The 19,137-nt window shown below is 72.7% G+C and carries 12 protein-coding genes; 1 reads left to right on the forward strand and 11 read right to left on the reverse strand.

Annotation, left to right across the window (positions count from 1 at the left end; all coding sequences use genetic code 11):
* Positions 1-98: 98 nt before the first annotated feature.
* The 3 genes from PS467_RS14965 to proB all read right to left on the reverse strand — a co-directional run bounded on the left by PS467_RS14965 (position 99) and on the right by proB (position 3,341).
* Complete coding sequence (locus PS467_RS14965; RefSeq protein ID WP_311035697.1) at positions 99-1,397, reverse strand: glutamate-5-semialdehyde dehydrogenase; 1,299 nt, start codon at positions 1,395-1,397, stop codon at positions 99-101.
* A gap of 92 nt (positions 1,398-1,489) precedes the next feature.
* The gene (locus tag PS467_RS14970) at positions 1,490-1,948 is read right to left on the reverse strand and encodes a DUF8830 family protein (protein ID WP_311035698.1); all 459 of its coding nucleotides are present in this window, start codon (positions 1,946-1,948) and stop codon (positions 1,490-1,492) included.
* A 241-nt stretch (positions 1,949-2,189) separates the two neighbouring features.
* Positions 2,190-3,341 (reverse strand): glutamate 5-kinase, encoded by a 1,152-nt coding sequence (gene proB, locus PS467_RS14975; protein ID WP_311039859.1) that lies wholly within the window; start codon positions 3,339-3,341, stop codon positions 2,190-2,192.
* 332 nt (positions 3,342-3,673) lie between these two features.
* On the opposite strand from proB, the gene PS467_RS14980 reads away from it, so the two are divergent.
* Positions 3,674-5,785 (forward strand): hypothetical protein, encoded by a 2,112-nt coding sequence (locus PS467_RS14980; protein WP_311035699.1) that lies wholly within the window; start codon positions 3,674-3,676, stop codon positions 5,783-5,785.
* Between the two features lie 201 nt (positions 5,786-5,986).
* On the opposite strand, the gene obgE is transcribed toward PS467_RS14980, so the two are convergent.
* The 8 genes from obgE to rodA all read right to left on the reverse strand — a co-directional run bounded on the left by obgE (position 5,987) and on the right by rodA (position 18,775).
* Complete coding sequence (gene obgE / locus PS467_RS14985; RefSeq protein ID WP_311035700.1) at positions 5,987-7,420, reverse strand: GTPase ObgE; 1,434 nt, start codon at positions 7,418-7,420, stop codon at positions 5,987-5,989.
* Between the two features lie 141 nt (positions 7,421-7,561).
* Positions 7,562-7,819 carry a 50S ribosomal protein L27 gene (gene rpmA / locus PS467_RS14990; RefSeq protein ID WP_268972007.1) on the reverse strand — a complete coding sequence of 86 codons (258 nt, stop codon included), beginning with the start codon at positions 7,817-7,819 and terminating at the stop codon, positions 7,562-7,564.
* A 14-nt stretch (positions 7,820-7,833) separates the two neighbouring features.
* Complete coding sequence (gene rplU / locus PS467_RS14995) at positions 7,834-8,154, reverse strand: 50S ribosomal protein L21 (RefSeq protein ID WP_268972008.1); 321 nt, start codon at positions 8,152-8,154, stop codon at positions 7,834-7,836.
* 238 nt (positions 8,155-8,392) lie between these two features.
* A complete protein-coding gene (locus tag PS467_RS15000) occupies positions 8,393-12,667 on the reverse strand; it encodes an Rne/Rng family ribonuclease (RefSeq protein WP_311035701.1) in 4,275 nt (1,424 codons plus the stop codon).
* A gap of 222 nt (positions 12,668-12,889) precedes the next feature.
* Positions 12,890-13,666, reverse strand: a complete 777-nt coding sequence (locus PS467_RS15005; protein ID WP_311035702.1) for a TIGR03936 family radical SAM-associated protein — start codon at positions 13,664-13,666, stop codon at positions 12,890-12,892.
* Between the two features lie 180 nt (positions 13,667-13,846).
* Entirely contained in the window at positions 13,847-15,769 is a 1,923-nt protein-coding gene (locus PS467_RS15010) for a TIGR03960 family B12-binding radical SAM protein (protein WP_311035703.1), read from the reverse strand.
* A gap of 71 nt (positions 15,770-15,840) precedes the next feature.
* Entirely contained in the window at positions 15,841-17,598 is a 1,758-nt protein-coding gene (locus tag PS467_RS15015) for a CYTH and CHAD domain-containing protein (RefSeq protein WP_311035704.1), read from the reverse strand.
* 43 nt (positions 17,599-17,641) lie between these two features.
* Entirely contained in the window at positions 17,642-18,775 is a 1,134-nt protein-coding gene (rodA, locus tag PS467_RS15020) for a rod shape-determining protein RodA (RefSeq protein WP_311039860.1), read from the reverse strand.
* Between the last annotated feature and the right edge of the window lie 362 nt (positions 18,776-19,137).

Consider the following 19,137-nt stretch of genomic DNA (forward strand, 5'->3'; position numbering starts at 1 on the left):
AGTAGACCGGACGGGTCATTTTGGGCAGGGTGAAAGGGTATTCGGGGGAAGATCCGCCCCGGCGGCGCCGGGCATCGGGCATCCCCCGAACGGGTGAGTCAGCGGGTGTGGCCGTCGCCGGTGACGATGTACTTCGTCGAGGTCAGCTCGGGCAGGGCCATGGGTCCCCGGGCGTGCAGCTTCTGGGTGGAGATGCCGATCTCGGCGCCGAAGCCGAACTGCCCGCCGTCGGTGAACCGCGTGGAGGCGTTCACGGCGACCGTGGTGGAGTCCACCAGCTGGGTGAAGCGGCGGGCGGCCTGCTGGGACGACGTGACGATGGCCTCGGTGTGCCCGGAGGACCACAGGCGGATGTGGCCCACCGCGGCCTCCAGGGAGTCCACGACGGCCGCCGCGATGTCGTACGAGAGGTACTCGGTCTCCCAGTCCTCGACCACCGCCGGGACCACCGTGGCCTTGGAGCTCTCCGCGAGGGCCAGGACGCGCTCGTCGGCGTGGACCGTGACCCCGGCCTCCGCCAGCGCGTCCAGCGCGCGGGGCAGGAAGCGCGCGGCGATGTCCTGGTGCACCAGCAGCGTCTCCGCCGCGTTGCACACGCTCGGCCGCTGGGCCTTGGAGTTCACCAGGATCTCGACCGCCATGTCGAGGTCGGCGTCGGCGTCCACGTACACATGGCAGTTGCCGGTGCCGGTCTCGATGACCGGGACCGTGGACTCCTCGACGACCGTACGGATGAGGGACGCGCCGCCGCGCGGGATCAGCACGTCCACCAGGCCGCGGGCGCGCATCAGCTCGCGCACCGAGTCCCGGCTCTCGCCCGGCACCAGCTGCACGGCGTCCGCGGGCAGCCCGGCCCCGCCGACGGCGTCGCGCAGGACCTTCACCAGCGCGGCGTTGGAATGGGACGCGGACGAGGAGCCACGCAGCAGCACCGCGTTGCCCGACTTCAGGCAGAGCGCGGCGGCGTCCACCGTCACATTCGGCCGGGCCTCGTAGATGATCCCGACGACACCGAGCGGAACCCGCACCTGGCGCAGGTCGATCCCGTTGGGCAGGGTCGAGCCGCGCACCACCTCGCCGACCGGGTCGGGCAGCGCGATGACATCGCGGACATCGGAGGCGATGGCCCGTACCCGCTCGGGGGTGAGGGTCAGCCGGTCGATGATGGCCTCGCTGGTGCCGGCCTCCCGGGCCCGCTCCACATCGGCCGCGTTGGCCTCGACGATCTCCTTGGTGCGCACCTCGAGCGCGTCGGCCATCGCCAGCAGCGCGTCGTCCTTGGCGGCGCGCGGCAGCGGGGCGAGATCGGCGGCCGCGGCGCGGGCCCGGTAGGCGGCCTGGAGGACCGGGGACTTCGGCCAGGGGTCGGTGAGCGGCGACGTGGGTGCGCTGGTCATGTCCGAAGCGTACTGAGCCACGGGCCGGGAGCCACGCGCTGTTCCGCAGTTCGAGATGGTGTTCTCACATCTCGGTGGGCGCACATCCGTCCTCAGAACGGGTGCACGCCCACCGGGGAGGCCGGCGGGGGCCCGTACCCCTCCGCGACCCGCTGGTGGTACGTGTCACGGTCGATGACCTCGAGCCCCACGATCTCCCAGGGCGGCAGCCTGGCCGAGGTCCGGTGCTCGCCCCACAGCCGCAGCGCGACCGCCGCGGCGTCGTGCAGATCACGGGCCTCTTCCCAGTAGCGAATCTCGGCGTGGTCGTTGGCATAGCGGCTGGTCAGCAGGAAGGGATGGTCATGGGCCAGCTGCTCCAGGGCCCTGCGGACCTCCCGCAGCGGCGCCTCGTCCCCCGAGACGCTGAGGGTGATGTGCCACAGCCGGGTCGCCTCACCGCGCCCGGCGCCGCGCGCCGTGGCGTCACCGGCCCCGTCCCCCGCTCCGACACTGGTCAGGGTGCGCTCCGCCGCCCCTCTGGGCGACGCCCCCGGGCGCCCTCGTCTCACCGGCGGCCTCCTGTAACTCGCTGCTCCGCTCACGCGCGGGCGGAGCACTCGGGACGGTGTGCCGTGGTCGCGGCATTCCGCTCGGTCGCCGCCGCGTCTCCCACAGCGGGCGCGCTGCCCGCGCGACCCCGTTGAACAAAGTTGACCAGCCCAGGCCCGCTCGCGGGGCGCTTTTGAGGTTTTTCGGAAGCCCGGTTCAAAAGCCCGGTTCAACGGAGCCCCGGTCCGACCGTGCGGGGGCTCAGTCCAGGACCACGAGGTCGTCGCGGTGGACCACCTCGCGCTCGTAGGCCGGGCCGAGCTCACGCGCCAGGTCCCGGGTGGAGCGGCCGATCAGCTGCGGAATCTCCTTGGCGTCGAAGTTCACCAGGCCGCGGGCCACCGGGTGGCCCGCGGTGTCCCTCAGCTCGACCGGGTCACCGGCGGTGAAGTCCCCCTCCACGGCCGCGATCCCGGCCGGCAGCAGCGAGGTGCGGCGCTCCACGACGGCCCGTACCGCCCCGTCGTCCAGGGTGAGGGCGCCACGCGGCGCGGAGGCGTGGGCGAGCCACAGCAGCCGGTTCGCGGAGCGGCGGCCGGTGCGGTGGAAGAACGTGCCCGTACGGCGGCCGAGCAGGGCGTCACCGGCTCGGCTGGCGGAGGTGAGCACCACCGGAACGCCGGCCGCGGCGGCGATCCGGGCCGCCTCGACCTTGGTCACCATGCCTCCGGTGCCCACCCCGGAGCGGCCCGCGCTGCCGATGGAGACGCCCTGCAGGTCCCCGGGGCCCCGGACCTCGTCGATCCGGGAGGCACCGGGGGTCCTGGGGTCCCCGTCGTACAGGCCGTCCACGTCGGAGAGCAGCACCAGCAGATCCGCCCGAACGAGATGGGCGACCAGGGCCGCGAGCCGGTCGTTGTCGCCGAACCGGATCTCGTCCGTGGCCACCGTGTCGTTCTCGTTGACGATCGGCAGCGCGCCCATGGCCAGCAGCTGGTCCAGGGTGCGGGTGGCGTTGCGGTAGTGGGCGCGGCGGCTGGTGTCGTCCGTGGTGAGCAGCACCTGGCCGACCCGGCGTCCGTAGCGCGCGAAGGAGGCGGTGTAGCGGGCCACCAGGAGCCCCTGTCCGACGCTCGCGGCGGCCTGCTGGCGGGCGAGGTCGCGGGGGCGGCGGTCCAGGCCCAGCGGCGCCAGCCCGGCGGCGATGGCGCCGGAGGAGACCAGGACTATCTCCTTGCCGTTCGCGCCGCCCTTACCGTCGCCATCCTTGCCGCGCAGGCCCGTACCGCCGCCGTCGAGCACCTTGATGAGCACGTCGACCAGCGCGTCCACGCGGTCCGCGTCCAGGCCCCCCGCCGCCGTGGTGAGGGAGGACGAACCGATCTTGACCACGATCCTGCGGGCGGCGGCCACCTCGTCCCGTACCGCCGACCCGTCCTGCTCCGCCACGCCGCTCCCTTGCTCGTCCCCGGCTCACCACACGTCCCGAAGAAACGCATGCCCTACACACTCATCATGACAAGTGGGCAATCTACGACAGCCGGGACCTCGCCCGCCGTGGCATTTCAGCCCCCGGACACCGCCTTACGGGCCGCCGTGAGCGCCCCGGGGACACCGGGCGGTGACACCATTGACACCGATTGCGACCGGTTGGCACCGCCGCGGATTGTCACCGGGCGGGACGTCGGCATACGGTCAGGGGTCCCCCCCATCAGTCCGTCGCTCTCCTGCCAGGAGCCCACCCCGTGCCCTCTGCCGGAATCGCCCCACGTCGGGTCGTACAGCTGACGGCGCTGCTCGCGATGCTCGTGTTCTTCGCCACACAGCTCGTCGGCGCCGTGCTTCCGAACGTACCGCTTTTCATCGCCGCCTCGGCGTGCGGTCTCGCGCTCGATCTCTTCCTTCAGCACAAGCAGCCAGGTCTGCTGTCGCTGCTGGGCAAGATCCGCCTGGACGTCACGGTGCGCCAGCTGTTCCGCGACATGCTCATCATGGTCGGGCTGCTGCGCATCGAGGGCATCAATCCCCTGCACGAGCAGGCGCCGCTCACCGTCGGGCTGCTGCTGTTCTACCTGGTGCACTTCGCCTGCCAGGCGGCGGCCGTCCTGGTCCGCCGGAGTCGGCAGCTGCCGTTCGTCACGCGCAACATCGACGCGTCCGCGCTGCGGCTGAGCGACGCCCCGCCGCGGCTGTTCGCCCGCCAGCACGGGCGCCGGCTGCTGCGTCTGGCGGTGCCGGTCACCGCCGGTCTGCTGATCACGGCCGCCACCAAGAACGCCGTCTGGGGCGGTGCCGGCCTGGCGATCGCGCTGCTGGTCGGCATCGGCGGCACGGCCCACCTCGCCACCTGGGTGCTGCCGCGCAAGCGCGTGGCGAACGAGGCCGCGGCCCTGAAGTGGCTGGACAAGTGGCTGGCGGACTACAAGCCGACCGTGGGCATGTACTTCTCCGGCGGCACCACCTCGGCGTACCAGGCCAACATGTGGCTCTCCACGCTCTCCGCGCTCGACGGCAAGCCGATCATCGTGCTCCGTGAGCGGTTCATGGTGCAGAAGATCGAGGCGACGGACGTGCCGATCGTCTGCCTCCCCAAGGTCGCGCATCTGATGCGGCTGGAGCACTCGACGCTCAAGGTGCTGCTGCACCCGGCGAACTCCGGCAAGACCTCGCAGGTGCTGCGCATCCCCTCGATCAAGCACGCGTTCATCAACCACGGCGAGAGCGACAAGCTCTCCAGCTGCAACCCGTACGCCAAGGCCTACGACGAGGTGTGGGTCGCGGGCCCGGCGGCGCGCGAGCGCTACCAGCTCGCCGACATCGGCGTCGAGGACAAGGACGTCGTGGAGGTCGGCCGGCCCCAGCTGGCCCCCATCCGCCCCTACGCGGGCGTGCCCACGGGTGCCCTCGGCGGAGCCGGTGACGAGCACTTCACCACCGTGCTGTACGCGCCGACCTGGGAGGGCTGGGACGGGAACCCCGGCAACACCTCGGTGATCCTGGCCGGTGAGAACATCGTCCGCCGGCTGCTCGCCGACCCCAAGGTGCGGCTGCTCTACAAGCCGCATCCGATGACCGGCTCCGTCGACCCGCGCGCGGGCCGCGCCGACGAGCGCATCCGGGCGATGATCGCCGAGGCGAACGGCAAGCGCACCGGTGCCCGCCCCGGCCCGGAGGCCGCCGCCGAGCTGACCCGGCGCGCCGACGAGCTGAACCGGCTCACCAGCACCTCCTTCCGCCCCAGTGCGGACGAGATCGAGCGCATGAAGCTCCAGGGCGCCCCGGACGGCGACCGCGCGGCGGCCGTCGCCGCGGCCACGGCCGCCTGGGAGAGCGCGTACTGGGCCTCGCTGCCGGTCTGGGAGCACCAGATCGTCACCGGCCCGCGTCCGGGGATCTTCTCCTGCTTCAACCAGGCCGACGTGCTGATCAGCGATGTCTCCAGCGTGGTCTCGGACTACCTGACGAGCGAGAAGCCGTACGCGGTGGCGAACACCAGCGGGATGTCGGAGGAGGAGTTCCGGGCGGGCTTCCCGACGGTGCGCGCCGCCACGATCCTGACGCCCGGCGCCGAGGGCGTACCCGGGCTGCTGGAAGCGGTCCGCGACCCCGGTAAGGACACCCTCGCGGCCGCCCGCGCCGAGCTGAAGGTGCATCTGCTCGGCCCGTCCGACCCGCCGTCGCTGGTGCGCTTCAACCAGGCCACGCAGGACCTGTGCGACAAGGCCGACCAGCGCCGGGCCCGGATGGCCACCCGGCTGTCCGACGAGATCCCCTCGCAGCGCGAGGCCCGGGACGCGGCGGAGGAGGCGGAGCTGGAGTCCGGCTCTCCGGAGTCGGAGGAGACCGCGACGGTCTGACCGCGACGGTCCGAGGCCCGGGGCCGGCCACCGGCCGCACGCCGGTGACCGCGACCGCCGACAGGGCATGACGAAGGGCCCGGGAGAGATCTCCCGGGCCCTTCGTCATGCCCTCTGCCGAGCGGCCCCGAGAAGCCCGTTCACAGCCCGCGAAGGGGGTTCCGAGCGGCCGCCCGGCCCTCGGAGAGGCTTGAGCACCCCTCAGAACGGCTTGAACGCGTCGAACTCCTGCTCCACCTCGTCCCGCTCCGCATCCCGCTCGCGCCGCCGCTGAGCGGCCGGACGCGGCGCGTCGAAGCGGTGGTCCTCGCCACGGCGGCCCAGCATTTCCGCTCCGGTCGCGATGCTCGGCTCCCAGTCGAAGACGACCGCGTTGTCCTCGGGGCCGATGACGACCTCGTCACCCGAACGGGCACCCGCCTTCATCAGCTGCTCCTCGACGCCGAGGCGGGCCAGGCGGTCGGCGAGGTAGCCGACGGCCTCGTCGTTGGCGAAGTCGGTCTGGCGGACCCAGCGTTCGGGCTTCTCGCCCAGCACGCGGTAGAAGCCCTCCTCGGCGACGACCGTGAAGCCCGCGTCGTCCACGGCCTTCGGCCGGATGACGATCCGGGTCGCCTCCTCCTTCGGCTTCGCCGCCCGCGCCTCCGCGACGATCTTCGCCAGGGCGAAGGACAGCTCCTTGAGGCCGAGATGGGCGACGGCCGAGACCTCGAACACCTGGTAGCCGCGGGCCTCCAGATCGGGCCGGACGATGTCGGCGAGGTCCTGGCCGTCGGGGATGTCGACCTTGTTGAGCACGACGACCCGGGGCCGGTCGTCCAGACCGCCGTACTGGGCCAGCTCCGCCTCGATGACATCGAGGTCGGTCAGCGGGTCGCGCTCGGACTCCAGGGCCGCGGTGTCCAGCACGTGCACCAGCACCGAGCAGCGCTCGACATGGCGGAGGAACTCCAGGCCGAGGCCCTTGCCCTGGCTGGCGCCGGGGATCAGACCGGGGACGTCGGCGATGGTGTAGACGGTGGAACCGGCCGTGACCACCCCGAGGTTGGGCACCAGCGTGGTGAACGGATAGTCGGCGATCTTCGGCTTGGCCGCCGAGAGCACCGAGATCAGCGACGACTTGCCGGCGCTCGGGTAGCCCACGAGGGCCACGTCCGCGACGGTCTTGAGCTCGAGGACGACGTCCCCGGAGTGACCCGGCTCGCCCAGCAGCGCGAAGCCGGGGGCCTTGCGGCGGGGCGAGGCGAGCGCGGCGTTGCCGAGGCCGCCGCGGCCGCCCTGGGCGGCGATGTAGGTGGTGCCCTGTCCGATCAGATCGGCCAGGACGTTGCCCTTCTTGTCGAGGACGACGGTGCCGTCCGGGACCGGCAGGACCAGATCGGTGCCGTCCTTGCCGGAGCGGTTGCCGCCCTCGCCGGGCTTGCCGTTGGTGGCCTTGCGGTGCGGGCTGTGGTGGTAGTCGAGCAGCGTGGTGACGGACTGGTCCACGACCAGGATCACATCGCCGCCACGGCCGCCGTTGCCGCCGTCCGGCCCCCCGAGCGGCTTGAACTTCTCGCGGTGCACGGAGGCGCAGCCGTGGCCTCCGTTACCCGCGGCGACATGCAGTTCGACGCGGTCCACGAAGGTGGTCATGACGGGTGCCTCCAGTTACGTACGGTGTGGATGTGGTGTTACGGGCCTGACGCTCGTAACGCGCCGAGGGCGGACCCGCTTCCCGTTCCCGGGAAGAGCGGTCCGCCCTCGGTAAGGCTGTGCGATGTCGCGCCGGGCTGATTACTCAGCGACCGGGACGATGTTCACGACCTTGCGGCCCCGGCTGGTGCCGAACTGCACCGCACCGGCGGCCAGCGCGAACAGCGTGTCATCGCCGCCGCGGCCGACACCCGAGCCCGGGTGGAAGTGCGTGCCGCGCTGGCGGACCAGGATCTCGCCCGCGTTGACGGTCTGACCGCCGAAGCGCTTGACGCCGAGCCGCTGGGCGTTGGAGTCGCGACCGTTCCGAGTGGACGATGCGCCCTTCTTGTGTGCCATGTCTCCTCAGTCCCTTACTTCGCAGCCGAGTCGATGCCGGTGATCTTCAGCGCGGTGTGCAGCTGACGGTGGCCGATCCGCTTCCGGTAACCGGTCTTGTTCTTGTACTTCAGGATGTCGATCTTGGCACCCTTGTGGTGGTCAACGACCTCGGCGTGAACCTTCACACCGGCCAGCACCCACGGGTCGCTGGTGACGGCATCGCCGTCGACAACGAGCAGAGTCGAGAGCTCGACGGTGTCGCCGACCTTGCTGGTGGCCAGACGGTCGACCTCGATGACATCGCCCACGGCCACCTTCTGCTGGCGGCCGCCGGTGCGCACGATTGCGTACACGCGGTTCTCACTCTCTCGCTAGAAATCGGGACCTCTGATGCCAGCCGCCCAACACGGCCCATGGAGGGTCGTGACAACCGAGTGATCATGCGATTCACCGTCGGCCGAACGGCCTCTTCCGGCGGAGCGGAAGGGATGTGCTCAGGGGTTTGGCGTACAGACGCCGAGGGTCAAGGCTACCAGAGCCCTGAGGGGCACCCGCGCGGGTACGCGGGCGCCCCTCGGGCACCGGCTGCCGTCAGTCCTCGGCGGCGGCCGACACCGACGGCGGAGTCTGCTGCTCCGCCGCCGCGGTCTTCTTGGCCGCCGTCTTCTTGGCGGTCGTCTTCTTCGCCGTGGTCTTCTTCGCCGTGGTCTTCTTGGCGGCAGTCTTCTTCGCCGCCGTCTTCTTCGCGGCGGTCTTCTTGGCGGCCGTCTTCTTCGCCGGGGCCTTCTTGGCGGCCGCCTTACGGGCGGTCTTCTTCGCCGGCGCCTCGGTCTCGGTCTCGGTCTCGGTCTCGGCGGAAGCGTCCTCGGCGGGCGCACCCTCAGCAGGCGCGTCCTGGGACACCGCCTCCGGCTCCGGGCTCGGCTCGGGCCGCTCCGGCTCGGACGCCGGCTCCGGCTCCGCCGCGGGCGCGCTCACGACCACCACGGCCGCCTCCTCGGAGCCCGTCGGCGAGCCCGCGGGGGCGGTCACCTTACGGGTCACCCGACGCCGCGTACGCGGCGCGGGAACGGCCTCCAGCGGGGCCACGGCCTCCGGCTGGGGCGCGGCCACCGGCTCCTCGACGGGAGCGGGAGCGGGGGCCTCCACGGCCGCCTCCGGCGCCGGCTCGGGCACCGCCTGGGGCGTCTCCTTGGGCTCGTCGGCCACCACGACCACCGCGCCCTCCGGCCGCCCGGCGGCCTTCGGGGCGCCCGCCGGGGCGGTCACCTTACGGGTGGCACGGCGGCGCGTACGCCCACGGGTCGCGGCGGCCTCGGCCTCGGCGGCGCTGCTGTACAGCTCCTCGTCGGCCGCGAACACCGGCTCGGGCAGCGGCTTCGGCTGCGTGGCCTCCGCGGCGATCTCGGCCGCCGCCTCGGTGACGTCCTCGGCCTCGGCCACGGCGGCCTGCTCCGGCTCGGCCGGCTGCTGACCGGTACCGGCCGCGGCCTTCTTCTTCTTGCGCTTGCCGCCGCCGGCGGCGGACGGCTGGTCCATGTGGACGATCACACCGCGGCCGTTGCAGTGCACACAGGACTCGGAGAAGGACTCCAGCAGCCCCTGGCCGACCCGCTTACGGGTCATCTGGACCAGGCCGAGCGAGGTGACCTCCGCCACCTGGTGCTTCGTGCGGTCCCGGCCCAGGCACTCCAGCAGTCGGCGCAGCACCAGGTCGCGGTTGGACTCCAGCACCATGTCGATGAAGTCGATCACGATGATGCCGCCGAGGTCGCGCAGCCGCAGCTGGCGCACGATCTCCTCGGCCGCCTCCAGGTTGTTCCTGGTGACCGTCTCCTCCAGGTTGCCGCCCTGGCCGGTGAACTTGCCGGTGTTGACGTCGATGACGACCATCGCCTCGGTCCGGTCGATCACCAGCGAGCCGCCGCTGGGCAGCCAGACCTTGCGGTCCAGCGCCTTCATCAGCTGCTCGTCGATCCGGTAGGTGGCGAAGACGTCGACGTCCGAGGTCCACTTCTGGAGCCGGTCCACGAGGTCGGGCGCCACGTGCGAGACATAGCCGTGGATGGTCTGCCAGGCGTCGTCACCGCTGACGATGACCTTGGAGAAGTCCTCGTTGAAGATGTCGCGGACGACCCGGACGGTCATGTCGGGCTCGCCGTAGAGCAGCGACGGGGCGCCACCGCTCTTCGCCTTCTTCTGGATCTCCTCCCACTGCGCCTGTAGCCGGGCGACGTCGCGGGACAGCTCCTCCTCGCTCGCGCCCTCGGCGGCGGTGCGGACGATCACGCCCGCGTCCTCGGGGACGATCTTCTTGAGGATCTGCTTCAGCCGCGCCCGCTCGGTGTCGGGCAGCTTGCGGCTGATGCCGGTCATCGAGCCCTCGGGCACATAGACCAGGTAGCGGCCCGGGAGGGAGACCTGGCTGGTCAGCCGGGCGCCCTTGTGGCCGATCGGGTCCTTGGTGACCTGCACCAGGACGGACTGGCCGGACTTCAGGGCGGTCTCGATGCGGCGCGGGCCGCCTGCGAGCCCCAGGGCCTCGAAGTTCACCTCGCCCGCGTACAGCACGGCGTTGCGGCCCTTGCTGATGTCGACGAAGGCCGCCTCCATCGACGGCAGCACGTTCTGGACCTTGCCCAGGTAGACGTTGCCGACGTAGCTGGTCGCCTGCTCCTTGTTGACGAAGTGCTCGACGAGGACGTTGTCCTCCAGCACCCCGATCTGGGTGCGGTCGCCGTGCTGCCGGACGACCATGACCCGCTCGACCGCCTCGCGGCGGGCCAGGAACTCGGCCTCGGTGATGATCGGCACACGACGACGGCCCTGCTCACGGCCCTCGCGACGGCGCTGCTTCTTGGCCTCCAGACGCGTCGATCCCTTGATCGACTGCACCTCGTCGGCGCCGGACTCGGCCTCCTTGCCACGCCGCTCCCGCGGCTCACGGACCTTGACGACCGTACGCTCCGGGTCGTCACCGCTCGTCTCCACGTCGACGGCCTCGCCGCTGCGCCGACGGCGGCGACGGCGACGACGGCTGCTGGCGCTGGTGGTACCGCCGAGCTCGCCGGCCCCGGGGCCGGCCGCCTCGTCCTGGTCCTCGCCCTGCTCCTCGGCGCTCTCGCCCTCGGCGGCGGGCTCGTCCTCGTACCGCTCACCGGTCTCGGCCTCGGGACGCCCCTCGGCGCCCTCGGCCTCGGCGGCCTCGCCCCGACGGCGACGGCGTCCGCCCCGGCGACGGCGGCGGGCCGGACGGTCGCCCGACTCCTCCTCGCCGTGCTCGCCCTCGGGCTGGTCCGACTCGGGCTGACCGGACTCGGCCTCGGCCTCGGCCCCGGTCTCCTCTGCCTCCGGGTGCTCCTCGACGGGCTCACCGCCACGGCGGCGGCGCCGACGGCGGCTGGTGGGCGCCTCGGGCTCGACGGTCTCGGCCGTCAGCTGCTCCTGGTCTTCCTCCTCCTCGGCCTCCCGCAGCGCGGCGGCGGCGCTCTCCGGCGTCTGGAAGACCGGCTCGGTGAAGACCGGCGCCTGGAACACGGCCTTCGGCGGGCGGACCGCCCGGCGCCGCGAGCGGGGCGCGGGCTCCGGCTCCGCCTCGGACGCGGCCTCGGCAGCCGGGGCCTCAGCGGCCGGAGTCTCGACGGCGGGGGTCTCGACGGCCTGCGGCTCCGGCGCGGCGGCCGGCTCCTCGGCGGCGGGTGCGGCGCTACGGGCGGCCCGGCGGCGGGTGCGGGCGCGCGGCGCCTCCACGGCCTCCGTACCGGCGGTCTCCTCGGCGCTCTCGCTCCGCTGCCCGGCGACGGACTCCTCGGCCACGGGCTCCGCAGCCACAGGCTTCTCGGCGACGGACTCTTCGGTGACGGGCTCCTCGGCGGCCTCGGCCTGCGGCGGGCCGGCGGGGGCGGTGGCCTTACGGGTGGCACGACGACGCGTACGGGCGGGCGCCGCAGGCACAGTCTCCGCCTCGGCAGCCGCGCCGGACTCCTCCGCCTCGGCCGGCGTCTCCGCCTCCTCCGGCTTCGCCGCCTCCACGGGCGCACCCGCCGGAGCGGTCGCCTTACGGGTCGCACGACGACGCGTACGGGTCCGCGGGGTCTCGTCGGCCGGGGCATCGTCGGCTGGGGCCGTGGCCTCGTCACCAGCGGCCGCCGCAGACGACGCGTCCGCGTCGGCGGCCTCGGCCTGCGGCGGGCCGGCGGGGGCGGTGGCCTTACGGGTGGCACGACGACGCGTACGGGCGGGCGCCGCAGGCACGGTCTCCGCCTCGGCAGCCGCGCCCGACTCCTCCGCCTCGGCCGGCGTCTCCGCCTCCTCCGACTTCGCCGCCTCCACGGGCGCACCCGCCGGAGCGGTCGCCTTACGGGTCGCACGACGACGCGTACGGGCGGGCGGAGCGGCCTCGGGGGCAGCCTCCACCACGGGCTCGGTGGCGGCCTCGGCCGCCTCACCGCCACGGCCGGCGTCGGCCGGCACCACGGTCTCCGCGGCCTCCGGCGAACCCGCCGGAGCCGCCGCCTTGCGCGTCGCCCGGCGACGCGGACGGGCGGGCGGAGCGGCGGACGCGGCATCGGGGCCGGACGCGGAGCCACTCGCGGTGACCACGGCGGCATCGGCGACCGACGCGGCCTCGGACGAGCCGGCGGAACCGGCCTGATCAGCCGGTATGGCCGGTACGGAGGGCGTGGTGACCTCGGCGTCGCTCACGGCACCGGCCGGCGGGCCGGCCGGGCGGGAGGCCGCACGGCGGCGGCGCGGCGGCAGGGTGTCGCTGGGCGTGCTCTCGATGGCATCCCCGGGCGCCGCGGCACGCGCCGCTGACGGCCCAAGGGGCTGGAAAGGTTGGGTCGGCTCAATTGGTTCGAGCATGCGGGCGTTTCTCCCGTCACGCTCCCGGGCGCCGCGCCTGCCTCCGGCCGGCCACCCGCGCACTGTGCGCGGGTGCCGCCGCCCGGGGCGCGGTCGCCGCACGGGAGCTGTCGTCTCGCTCGCCGGGACCGGATATCTCGGGACCGGCGAAAGTCTCCTGGTCAGTGCGCCAGCCGGACCCGGGTGGCTCCCAAGTGCATCGGCGGCGCATCGACGGCGGTCCTACGCGGGACCTTCCGGCGCCATCGCGGCGGTCAGCTCGGCGGCCGCGGTTGGGGCGGCTTGAGCTGCCTCGCGATCGGGCGCGAGCGGGTCGGTCACCGTGCCGGACTCCTCATCGAGCAGCCCCTGCGCCAGCCTGGTCACCGCTGCGGGGACCGGCGGCGCCAGGTCGGCCGTAGCGCGGAGACCGGACAGGACGTCGTCGGGTCGCACGGCAGGTGTCAGATGCCGTACCACCAGCCGCAGTATCGCACAGCCACCGTCGCCTGGCCTATCGGACGGCGGCGGAAACGCCTCCAGCCGGGCCACCGCGGCCCGGGTGTCGAAGGTTCGCAACCCATTTTTCGTCCGGCGTTCCACCTCGACCGTGTCGGCCTCGAGGAAGGCGGCGACGGCTCGCTCGGCCTCCGCGGGGGCGACCTGGTCGAGCCGGATCTCCCATACGGACGCCTGTAGCCGGTCGGCGAGTCCCGAGGTCCGGGCCTCGACGGCGTCGATGACGTCGAGCCCCGCGGGCAGCGACTCGTCGAGGAGCGCACGCAGCTTCTCGGGGTCACGCGCCGCGGTCAGCTGGATCTCCAGGTACTCCGCCTCGCTGCCGGTGCCGGTGGGTGCGGCATTGGCGTACGACACCTTGGGGTGCGGGGTGAAGCCCGCCGAGTAGGCCATCGGCACCTCGGCGCGGCGCAGCGCCCGCTCGAAGGCGCGCTGGAAGTCGCGGTGGCTGGTGAACCGGAGGCGGCCGCGCTTGGTGTAACGCAAACGGATGCGCTGCACCGCGGGAGCGGGCGGCGGGCCTTCGGGCTGTCGCTTGCCCAGGGGACTGTCTCCTTGTACTTCCTTGCGGTCGAACACCAGGGCCGCTGGGGCCCCGGTGTCTTCCAGCCTACTTTGTGGGCGACCCGGTGAGCGGAGGGTGGCCGGACGGCCACCGCACGGCTACGTCACCGACAACGGCTACTTCACCGAGAGCGGAAGCAGCTTCCGGCCGGTGGGGCCGATCTGGATCTCGGTCTGCATCTGCGGGCAGACGCCGCAGTCGAAGCAGGGGGTCCAGCGGCAGTCCTCGACCTCGGTCTCGTCGAGGGAGTCCTGCCAGTCCTCCCAGAGCCAGTCCTTGTCGAGCCCCGAGTCGAGGTGGTCCCAGGGCAGGACCTCCTCGTAGGTGCGCTCGCGCGTGGTGTACCAGTCGACGTCGAGGCCGAATGCGGGCAGGGTCCGCTCGGCGCACTGCATCCACCGGTCGTACGAGAAGTGCTCTCGCCAGCCGTCGAAGCGACCGCCGTCCTCGTAGACGGCGCGGATGACCGCGCCCACCCGGCGGTCGCCGCGCGAGAGCAGGCCCTCGACGATGCCGGGCTTGCCGTCGTGGTAGCGGAAGCCGATGGAGCGGCCGTACTTCTTGTCGCCGCGGATCTTGTCGCGCAGCTTCTCCAGCCGGGCGTCGGTCTCCTCGGCGCTCAGCTGCGGCGCCCACTGGAAGGGGGTGTGCGGCTTGGGGACGAACCCGCCGATCGAGACGGTGCAGCGGATGTCGTTCTTGCCGGACACCTCGCGGCCCTTGGCGATGACCTTGGTCGCCATGTCGGCGATCTGGAGCACGTCGTCGTCGGTCTCGGTGGGCAGACCGCACATGAAGTACAGCTTCACCTGCCGCCAGCCGTTGCCGTACGCGGTGGCCACCGTACGGATGAGGTCCTCTTCCGAGACCATCTTGTTGATGACCTTACGGATGCGCTCACTTCCGCCCTCGGGGGCGAAGGTGAGGCCGGAGCGGCGTCCGTTGCGGGTCAGCTCATTGGCGAGGTCGATGTTGAAGGCGTCCACCCGGGTGGAGGGGAGGGACAGGCCGATCTTGTCCTCCTCGTACCGGTCGGCGAGGCCCTTGGCGATGTCGCCGATCTCGGTGTGGTCGGCCGAGGACAGCGACAGCAGTCCGACCTCCTCGAAGCCGGTGGCCTTCAGTCCCTTGTCGACCATCTCGCCGATCCCGGTGATCGACCGCTCGCGCACCGGGCGGGTGATCATGCCGGCCTGGCAGAACCGGCAGCCGCGGGTGCAGCCGCGGAAGATCTCCACCGACATCCGCTCATGGACGGTCTCGGCCAGCGGCACCAGCGGCTGCTTGGGGTACGGCCACTCGTCGAGGTCCATGACGGTGTGCTTGGACACCCGCCACGGCACTCCCGAGCGGTTCGGCACGACACGCGAGATCCGCCCGTCGGCCAGGTACTCCACGTCGTAGAACTTCGGGACGTAGACGCTGCCGGTGCGGGCGAGCCGGAAGAGCAGCTCGTCCCGGCCGCCCGGACGGCCCTCGGCCTTCCAGGCGCGGATGATCTCGGTCATGTCGAGCACGGCCTGCTCACCGTCGCCGATCACCGCGCAGTCGATGAAGTCCGCGATCGGCTCCGGGTTGAACGCGGCGTGGCCGCCCGCGACCACGACGGGGTGGTCCTCGGTGCGGTCCGCGGCGTCCAGGGGGATGCCGGCGAGGTCGAGCGCGGTGAGCAGGTTGGTGTATCCCAGCTCGGTGGAGAAGGAGACGCCGAAGACGTCGAACGCCGACACCGGGCGGTGCGAATCCACGGTGAACTGCGGCACGTTGTGCTGGCGCATCAGCTCCTCGAGGTCCGGCCACACGCTGTAGGTGCGCTCGGCGAGCACGCCCTCGCGCTCGTTGAGGACCTCGTAGAGGATCATGACGCCCTGGTTGGGCAGCCCGACCTCATAGGCGTCGGGGTACATGAGCGCCCAGCGGACGTCGCAGGAGTTCCAGTCCTTGACGGTGGAATTGAGCTCACCGCCTACGTACTGGATGGGCTTCTGCACATGCGGCAGCAGGGCCTCGAGCTGTGGGAAGACCGACTCGACAGACATCGCGGACTTTCGTGAGCTGACAGGGGTGACCCTCAAGCGTACCTGCCCCGCCGGGGTCCCTCGGCCATGGATCAGGCCCCCAGGGCCGCCCGGTGCTCGGGACGGGAGACCTCGGCCCACAGTCCGGGCAGCTCACGCTCGCGGGCGGCGGCCCGCGCCTCCTCGCGCCCGTGGAGCAGCCCGAAGGTGAAGTCGCTCTCCCCCGCGCCGTGGGCCTGGGCCGCCAGCGTCCGCAGCGCCTCGCGCGCGACGACGCTGTCCTGGTGGTCGCCGAGCACGTCCTGCACGGCCCGCATCCGGCGGGCGAACTTCTTGGCGGGCTTGCCGAGCGCGGGCCGGGCCGTCTCGGCGGCGTAGCGGACCCGCTTGGCGGCCTTGCGGGCCTGGTGGACGGCGACGTCGCGGTCCGGTCCCGGGGGCGTCTTAAGGGCGGTGGCCACCCGGCCGGCGAGCCGCTCGTAGTCGCGCAGCACGGCCTTGGCGGCCACCGGCCCGGCCGGTTTCGCGGCGGCGGGGCGCAGCGGCGGATCGGCCACCAGGGCGTCGAGGGTGTCCAGGAGCGTGAGATAGCGCTCGCTGTCCAGCGCGCGCAGGACGGTCGCGCGGGCGCCGTCGCGCCGCCCCCGCGACCAGTGGCGCAGCCGGTCCCGCACCGGGCCGCGCCGCAGGTCGTCCGGCAGCTCGGCGAGACGGCCCGCGAGCCGCTCGGTGAGCACCTCGCGGTCGCGTTCCACGCCGAGCTCACCGGCCAGCCACTTCAGCTCGTCGCCGACCGGATCGGTCACCGTACGGTCGAGGACCTTGCGGTAGGAGCGGAAGGCGCTGCGCAGCCGGCGGGTGGCGACCCGCATCCGGTGCACCGCGTCCGGCAGGTCGCGGCGCACGGCGGGGTCGAGCCGCACCAGGGCGTCGAGCTGGCGGCGCACATAGTCCAGGACGACGTCGTCGGCGCCGAGCGGCCGCCGGGCCGCCGGCGCGGCCTGTTCGACCTCACGGGCGGTCTTCGCGGGCTTCCCCGGCTTGACGGGCTTCCCGGCCTTCGCGGGCTTCCCTGCCCTCTCCGGCTTCTCCGCCCTCCCCAGCCTCCCCAGCCTCCCCGCCTTCTCCGGCTTCCCGGGCTTCGCGGGCTTCCCCGGTCCGGCGGACCGGCCCGGCCCGCCGCCTCCGCCGGTCTCGGCCGCGACCGCGCCCCTCTCCGTCTCGGCCAGGGCCTTGGCGAGCTTGGAGGGGCTGTCGGCGCGGTGCAGACCGCCGTCGCACAGCCGCGTCTCGACCGCGTCGAGCAGCCGCTCGTCATGGCCCCGGCCCTCGGCGAGCTCGACCTCGACCTCGGTCCACCGCACCGGCTCGCCGTCCTCGGGCGCCAGGCGCCGGGCCGTCACGCGGTCGACGGACACCTCGGCGAGCACGGTGCCGTCGGCGGCCACCAGGTCCTTGCGGTCCCGCTCGGTGTGCAGATGGGCGAGCGGGCGCAGCGGGTCGTGGCGGACCCGGGAGCGCAGCAGCGCGGCCATCTCGGCGGGCACCTCGCCGCCGAGCGGCGCGTGCAGCTCCTCCCGGGTGTCCGGGCCGACCGGCAGCTTCAGATGCCAGCCCTCGTCATCGCCGCCGGTGCGGCGGCGCAAGGTGATGCCGTCGGCCAGCAGCCGGCGCCCGGGGGTGTCGTAGTAGGTGGCCTCGAGGGTGGCGACACCCCGGCTCACCACGGTCGCGACCGGGCCCGCCCCGGTCAGCTCGGGCAGACCCGGCAGGTCGGGTCGCCCGGACGGACCGGCTTCCTCGGCGGTGGCCTCGTATTTGCGTTCGATCTCCTGCTTCGTGTCCACCATGGAGGTCTCGTACCCGAATTCGGACTTATCAGCCCTGAGCTCCTTAAGCGGAGACGGGCCGCTGCACCCGGATGGACTGCAACAGTCCGATCGCGATCCATACGGCGAACATCGAGGACCCGCCGTAGGAGACGAACGGCAGCGGCAGACCGGCCACCGGCATGATGCCCAGCGTCATCCCGATGTTCTCGAACGCCTGGAAGGCGAACCAGGCGATGATCCCGGCCGCGACGACGGTCCCGTACAGCTCCGTGGTGTCACGCGCGATCCGGCAGGCGCGCCACAGCACGATCCCCAGCAGCACGATGATCAGTCCGGCGCCGAGGAAGCCGAGCTCCTCCCCCGCGACCGTGAAGACGAAGTCGGTCTGCTGCTCGGGGACGAACTGACCGGTGGTCTGGGTGCCGTGGAAGAGCCCCTTACCGGTGAGACCGCCCGAGCCGATCGCGATCCGCGCCTGGTTGGTGTTGTAGCCGACCCCGGACGGGTCGAGCGCGGGGTTGGCGAAGGCGGCGAAGCGGTCGATCTGGTACTGGTCGAGGACGTGCAGCTGCCAGATGAGCAGCGCGCCGACCACGGCCGCGAGGATCAGCCCCGCGATCCAGCGGTTGGAGGCGCCGGAGGCGAGCAGCACGGCGAGCACGATCACCGCCATGACCATCACCGAGCCGAGGTCCGGCATCAGCAGCACGATCGCGATGGGCAGCGCGGCCAGGCCGAGCGACTGGACGACGGTGCGGTGGTCCGGGATGAGCCGGTCCCCGGCGTCCACGCGCGCGGCCAGCAGCATCGCCATGCCCAGGATGATCGTGATCTTGGCGAACTCACCCGGTTGCAGGGAGAAGCCGCCGCCGACCACGATCCACGCGTGCGCGCCGTTGATCGTCGAGCCCAGCGGGGTGAGCACGGCGAGGACGAGGACGACGGACAGGCCGTAGAGGACCGGGACCGCGCCGCGCAGGGTGCGATGGCCCAGCCAGATGGTGCCGATGGCGAGCACCAGCCCGATCCCGGTGTTGAGGGCGTGCCGGACCAGGAAGTAGTACGGATCGCCCTGATTGAGCTCGGTGCGGTTGCGGGTGGCGGAGTAGACGAGCGCGCCGCCGATGGCGGACAGGGCCAGCGCGGTGAGCAGCAGCACCCAGTCGAGGCGGCGGACGACCGAGTCGCGCGCCATGAGCTTGCTCCAGGTGCCGCGCTCCGGGGTGAAGCGCCGGACGGCATACCCATGCGTGGAAGCGCTCACGTCTGCCTCCCGTTCGCCCCGCCGCGGCAGCGGCCCATGTCACTGCCGCCCGCGCGGCGCGCAGGTGCGGCTTTCGCCCTCGCCTGCGGCCCGGCGGCCGCGCGTGCGTCGCTCACGTCTGCCTCCCGTTCGCCCCGCCGCGCCAGCGGCCCATGTCACTGCCGCCCGCGCGGCGCAGAGGTGCGGCTTTCGCCATCACCTGCGGCCCGGCGGCCGCGCGTGCGTCGCTCACGTCTGCCTCCCGTTCGCTTCTCCGCCCGCGCGGCGCAGAGGTGCGGCTTTCGCCATCACCT

It is taken from the genome of Streptomyces luomodiensis (assembly GCF_031679605.1).
Taxonomy (GTDB): Bacteria; Actinomycetota; Actinomycetes; order Streptomycetales; family Streptomycetaceae; genus Streptomyces; species Streptomyces luomodiensis.

Excerpts from the sequence above, each read along its gene's own strand:
- PS467_RS15015 (WP_311035704.1), bottom strand. The coding sequence starts at position 17,598 with ATGGTGGACACGAAGCAGGAGATCGAACGCAAATACGAGGCCACCGCC.
- rodA (WP_311039860.1), bottom strand. The coding sequence starts at position 18,775 with ATGGCGCGCGACTCGGTCGTCCGCCGCCTCGACTGGGTGCTGCTGCTC.
- PS467_RS15000 (WP_311035701.1), bottom strand. The coding sequence starts at position 12,667 with ATGCTCGAACCAATTGAGCCGACCCAACCTTTCCAGCCCCTTGGGCCG.
- rpmA (WP_268972007.1), bottom strand. The coding sequence starts at position 7,819 with ATGGCACACAAGAAGGGCGCATCGTCCACTCGGAACGGTCGCGACTCC.
- PS467_RS14965 (WP_311035697.1), bottom strand. The coding sequence starts at position 1,397 with ATGACCAGCGCACCCACGTCGCCGCTCACCGACCCCTGGCCGAAGTCC.
- PS467_RS15010 (WP_311035703.1), bottom strand. The coding sequence starts at position 15,769 with ATGTCTGTCGAGTCGGTCTTCCCACAGCTCGAGGCCCTGCTGCCGCAT.
- obgE (WP_311035700.1), bottom strand. The coding sequence starts at position 7,420 with ATGACCACCTTCGTGGACCGCGTCGAACTGCATGTCGCCGCGGGTAAC.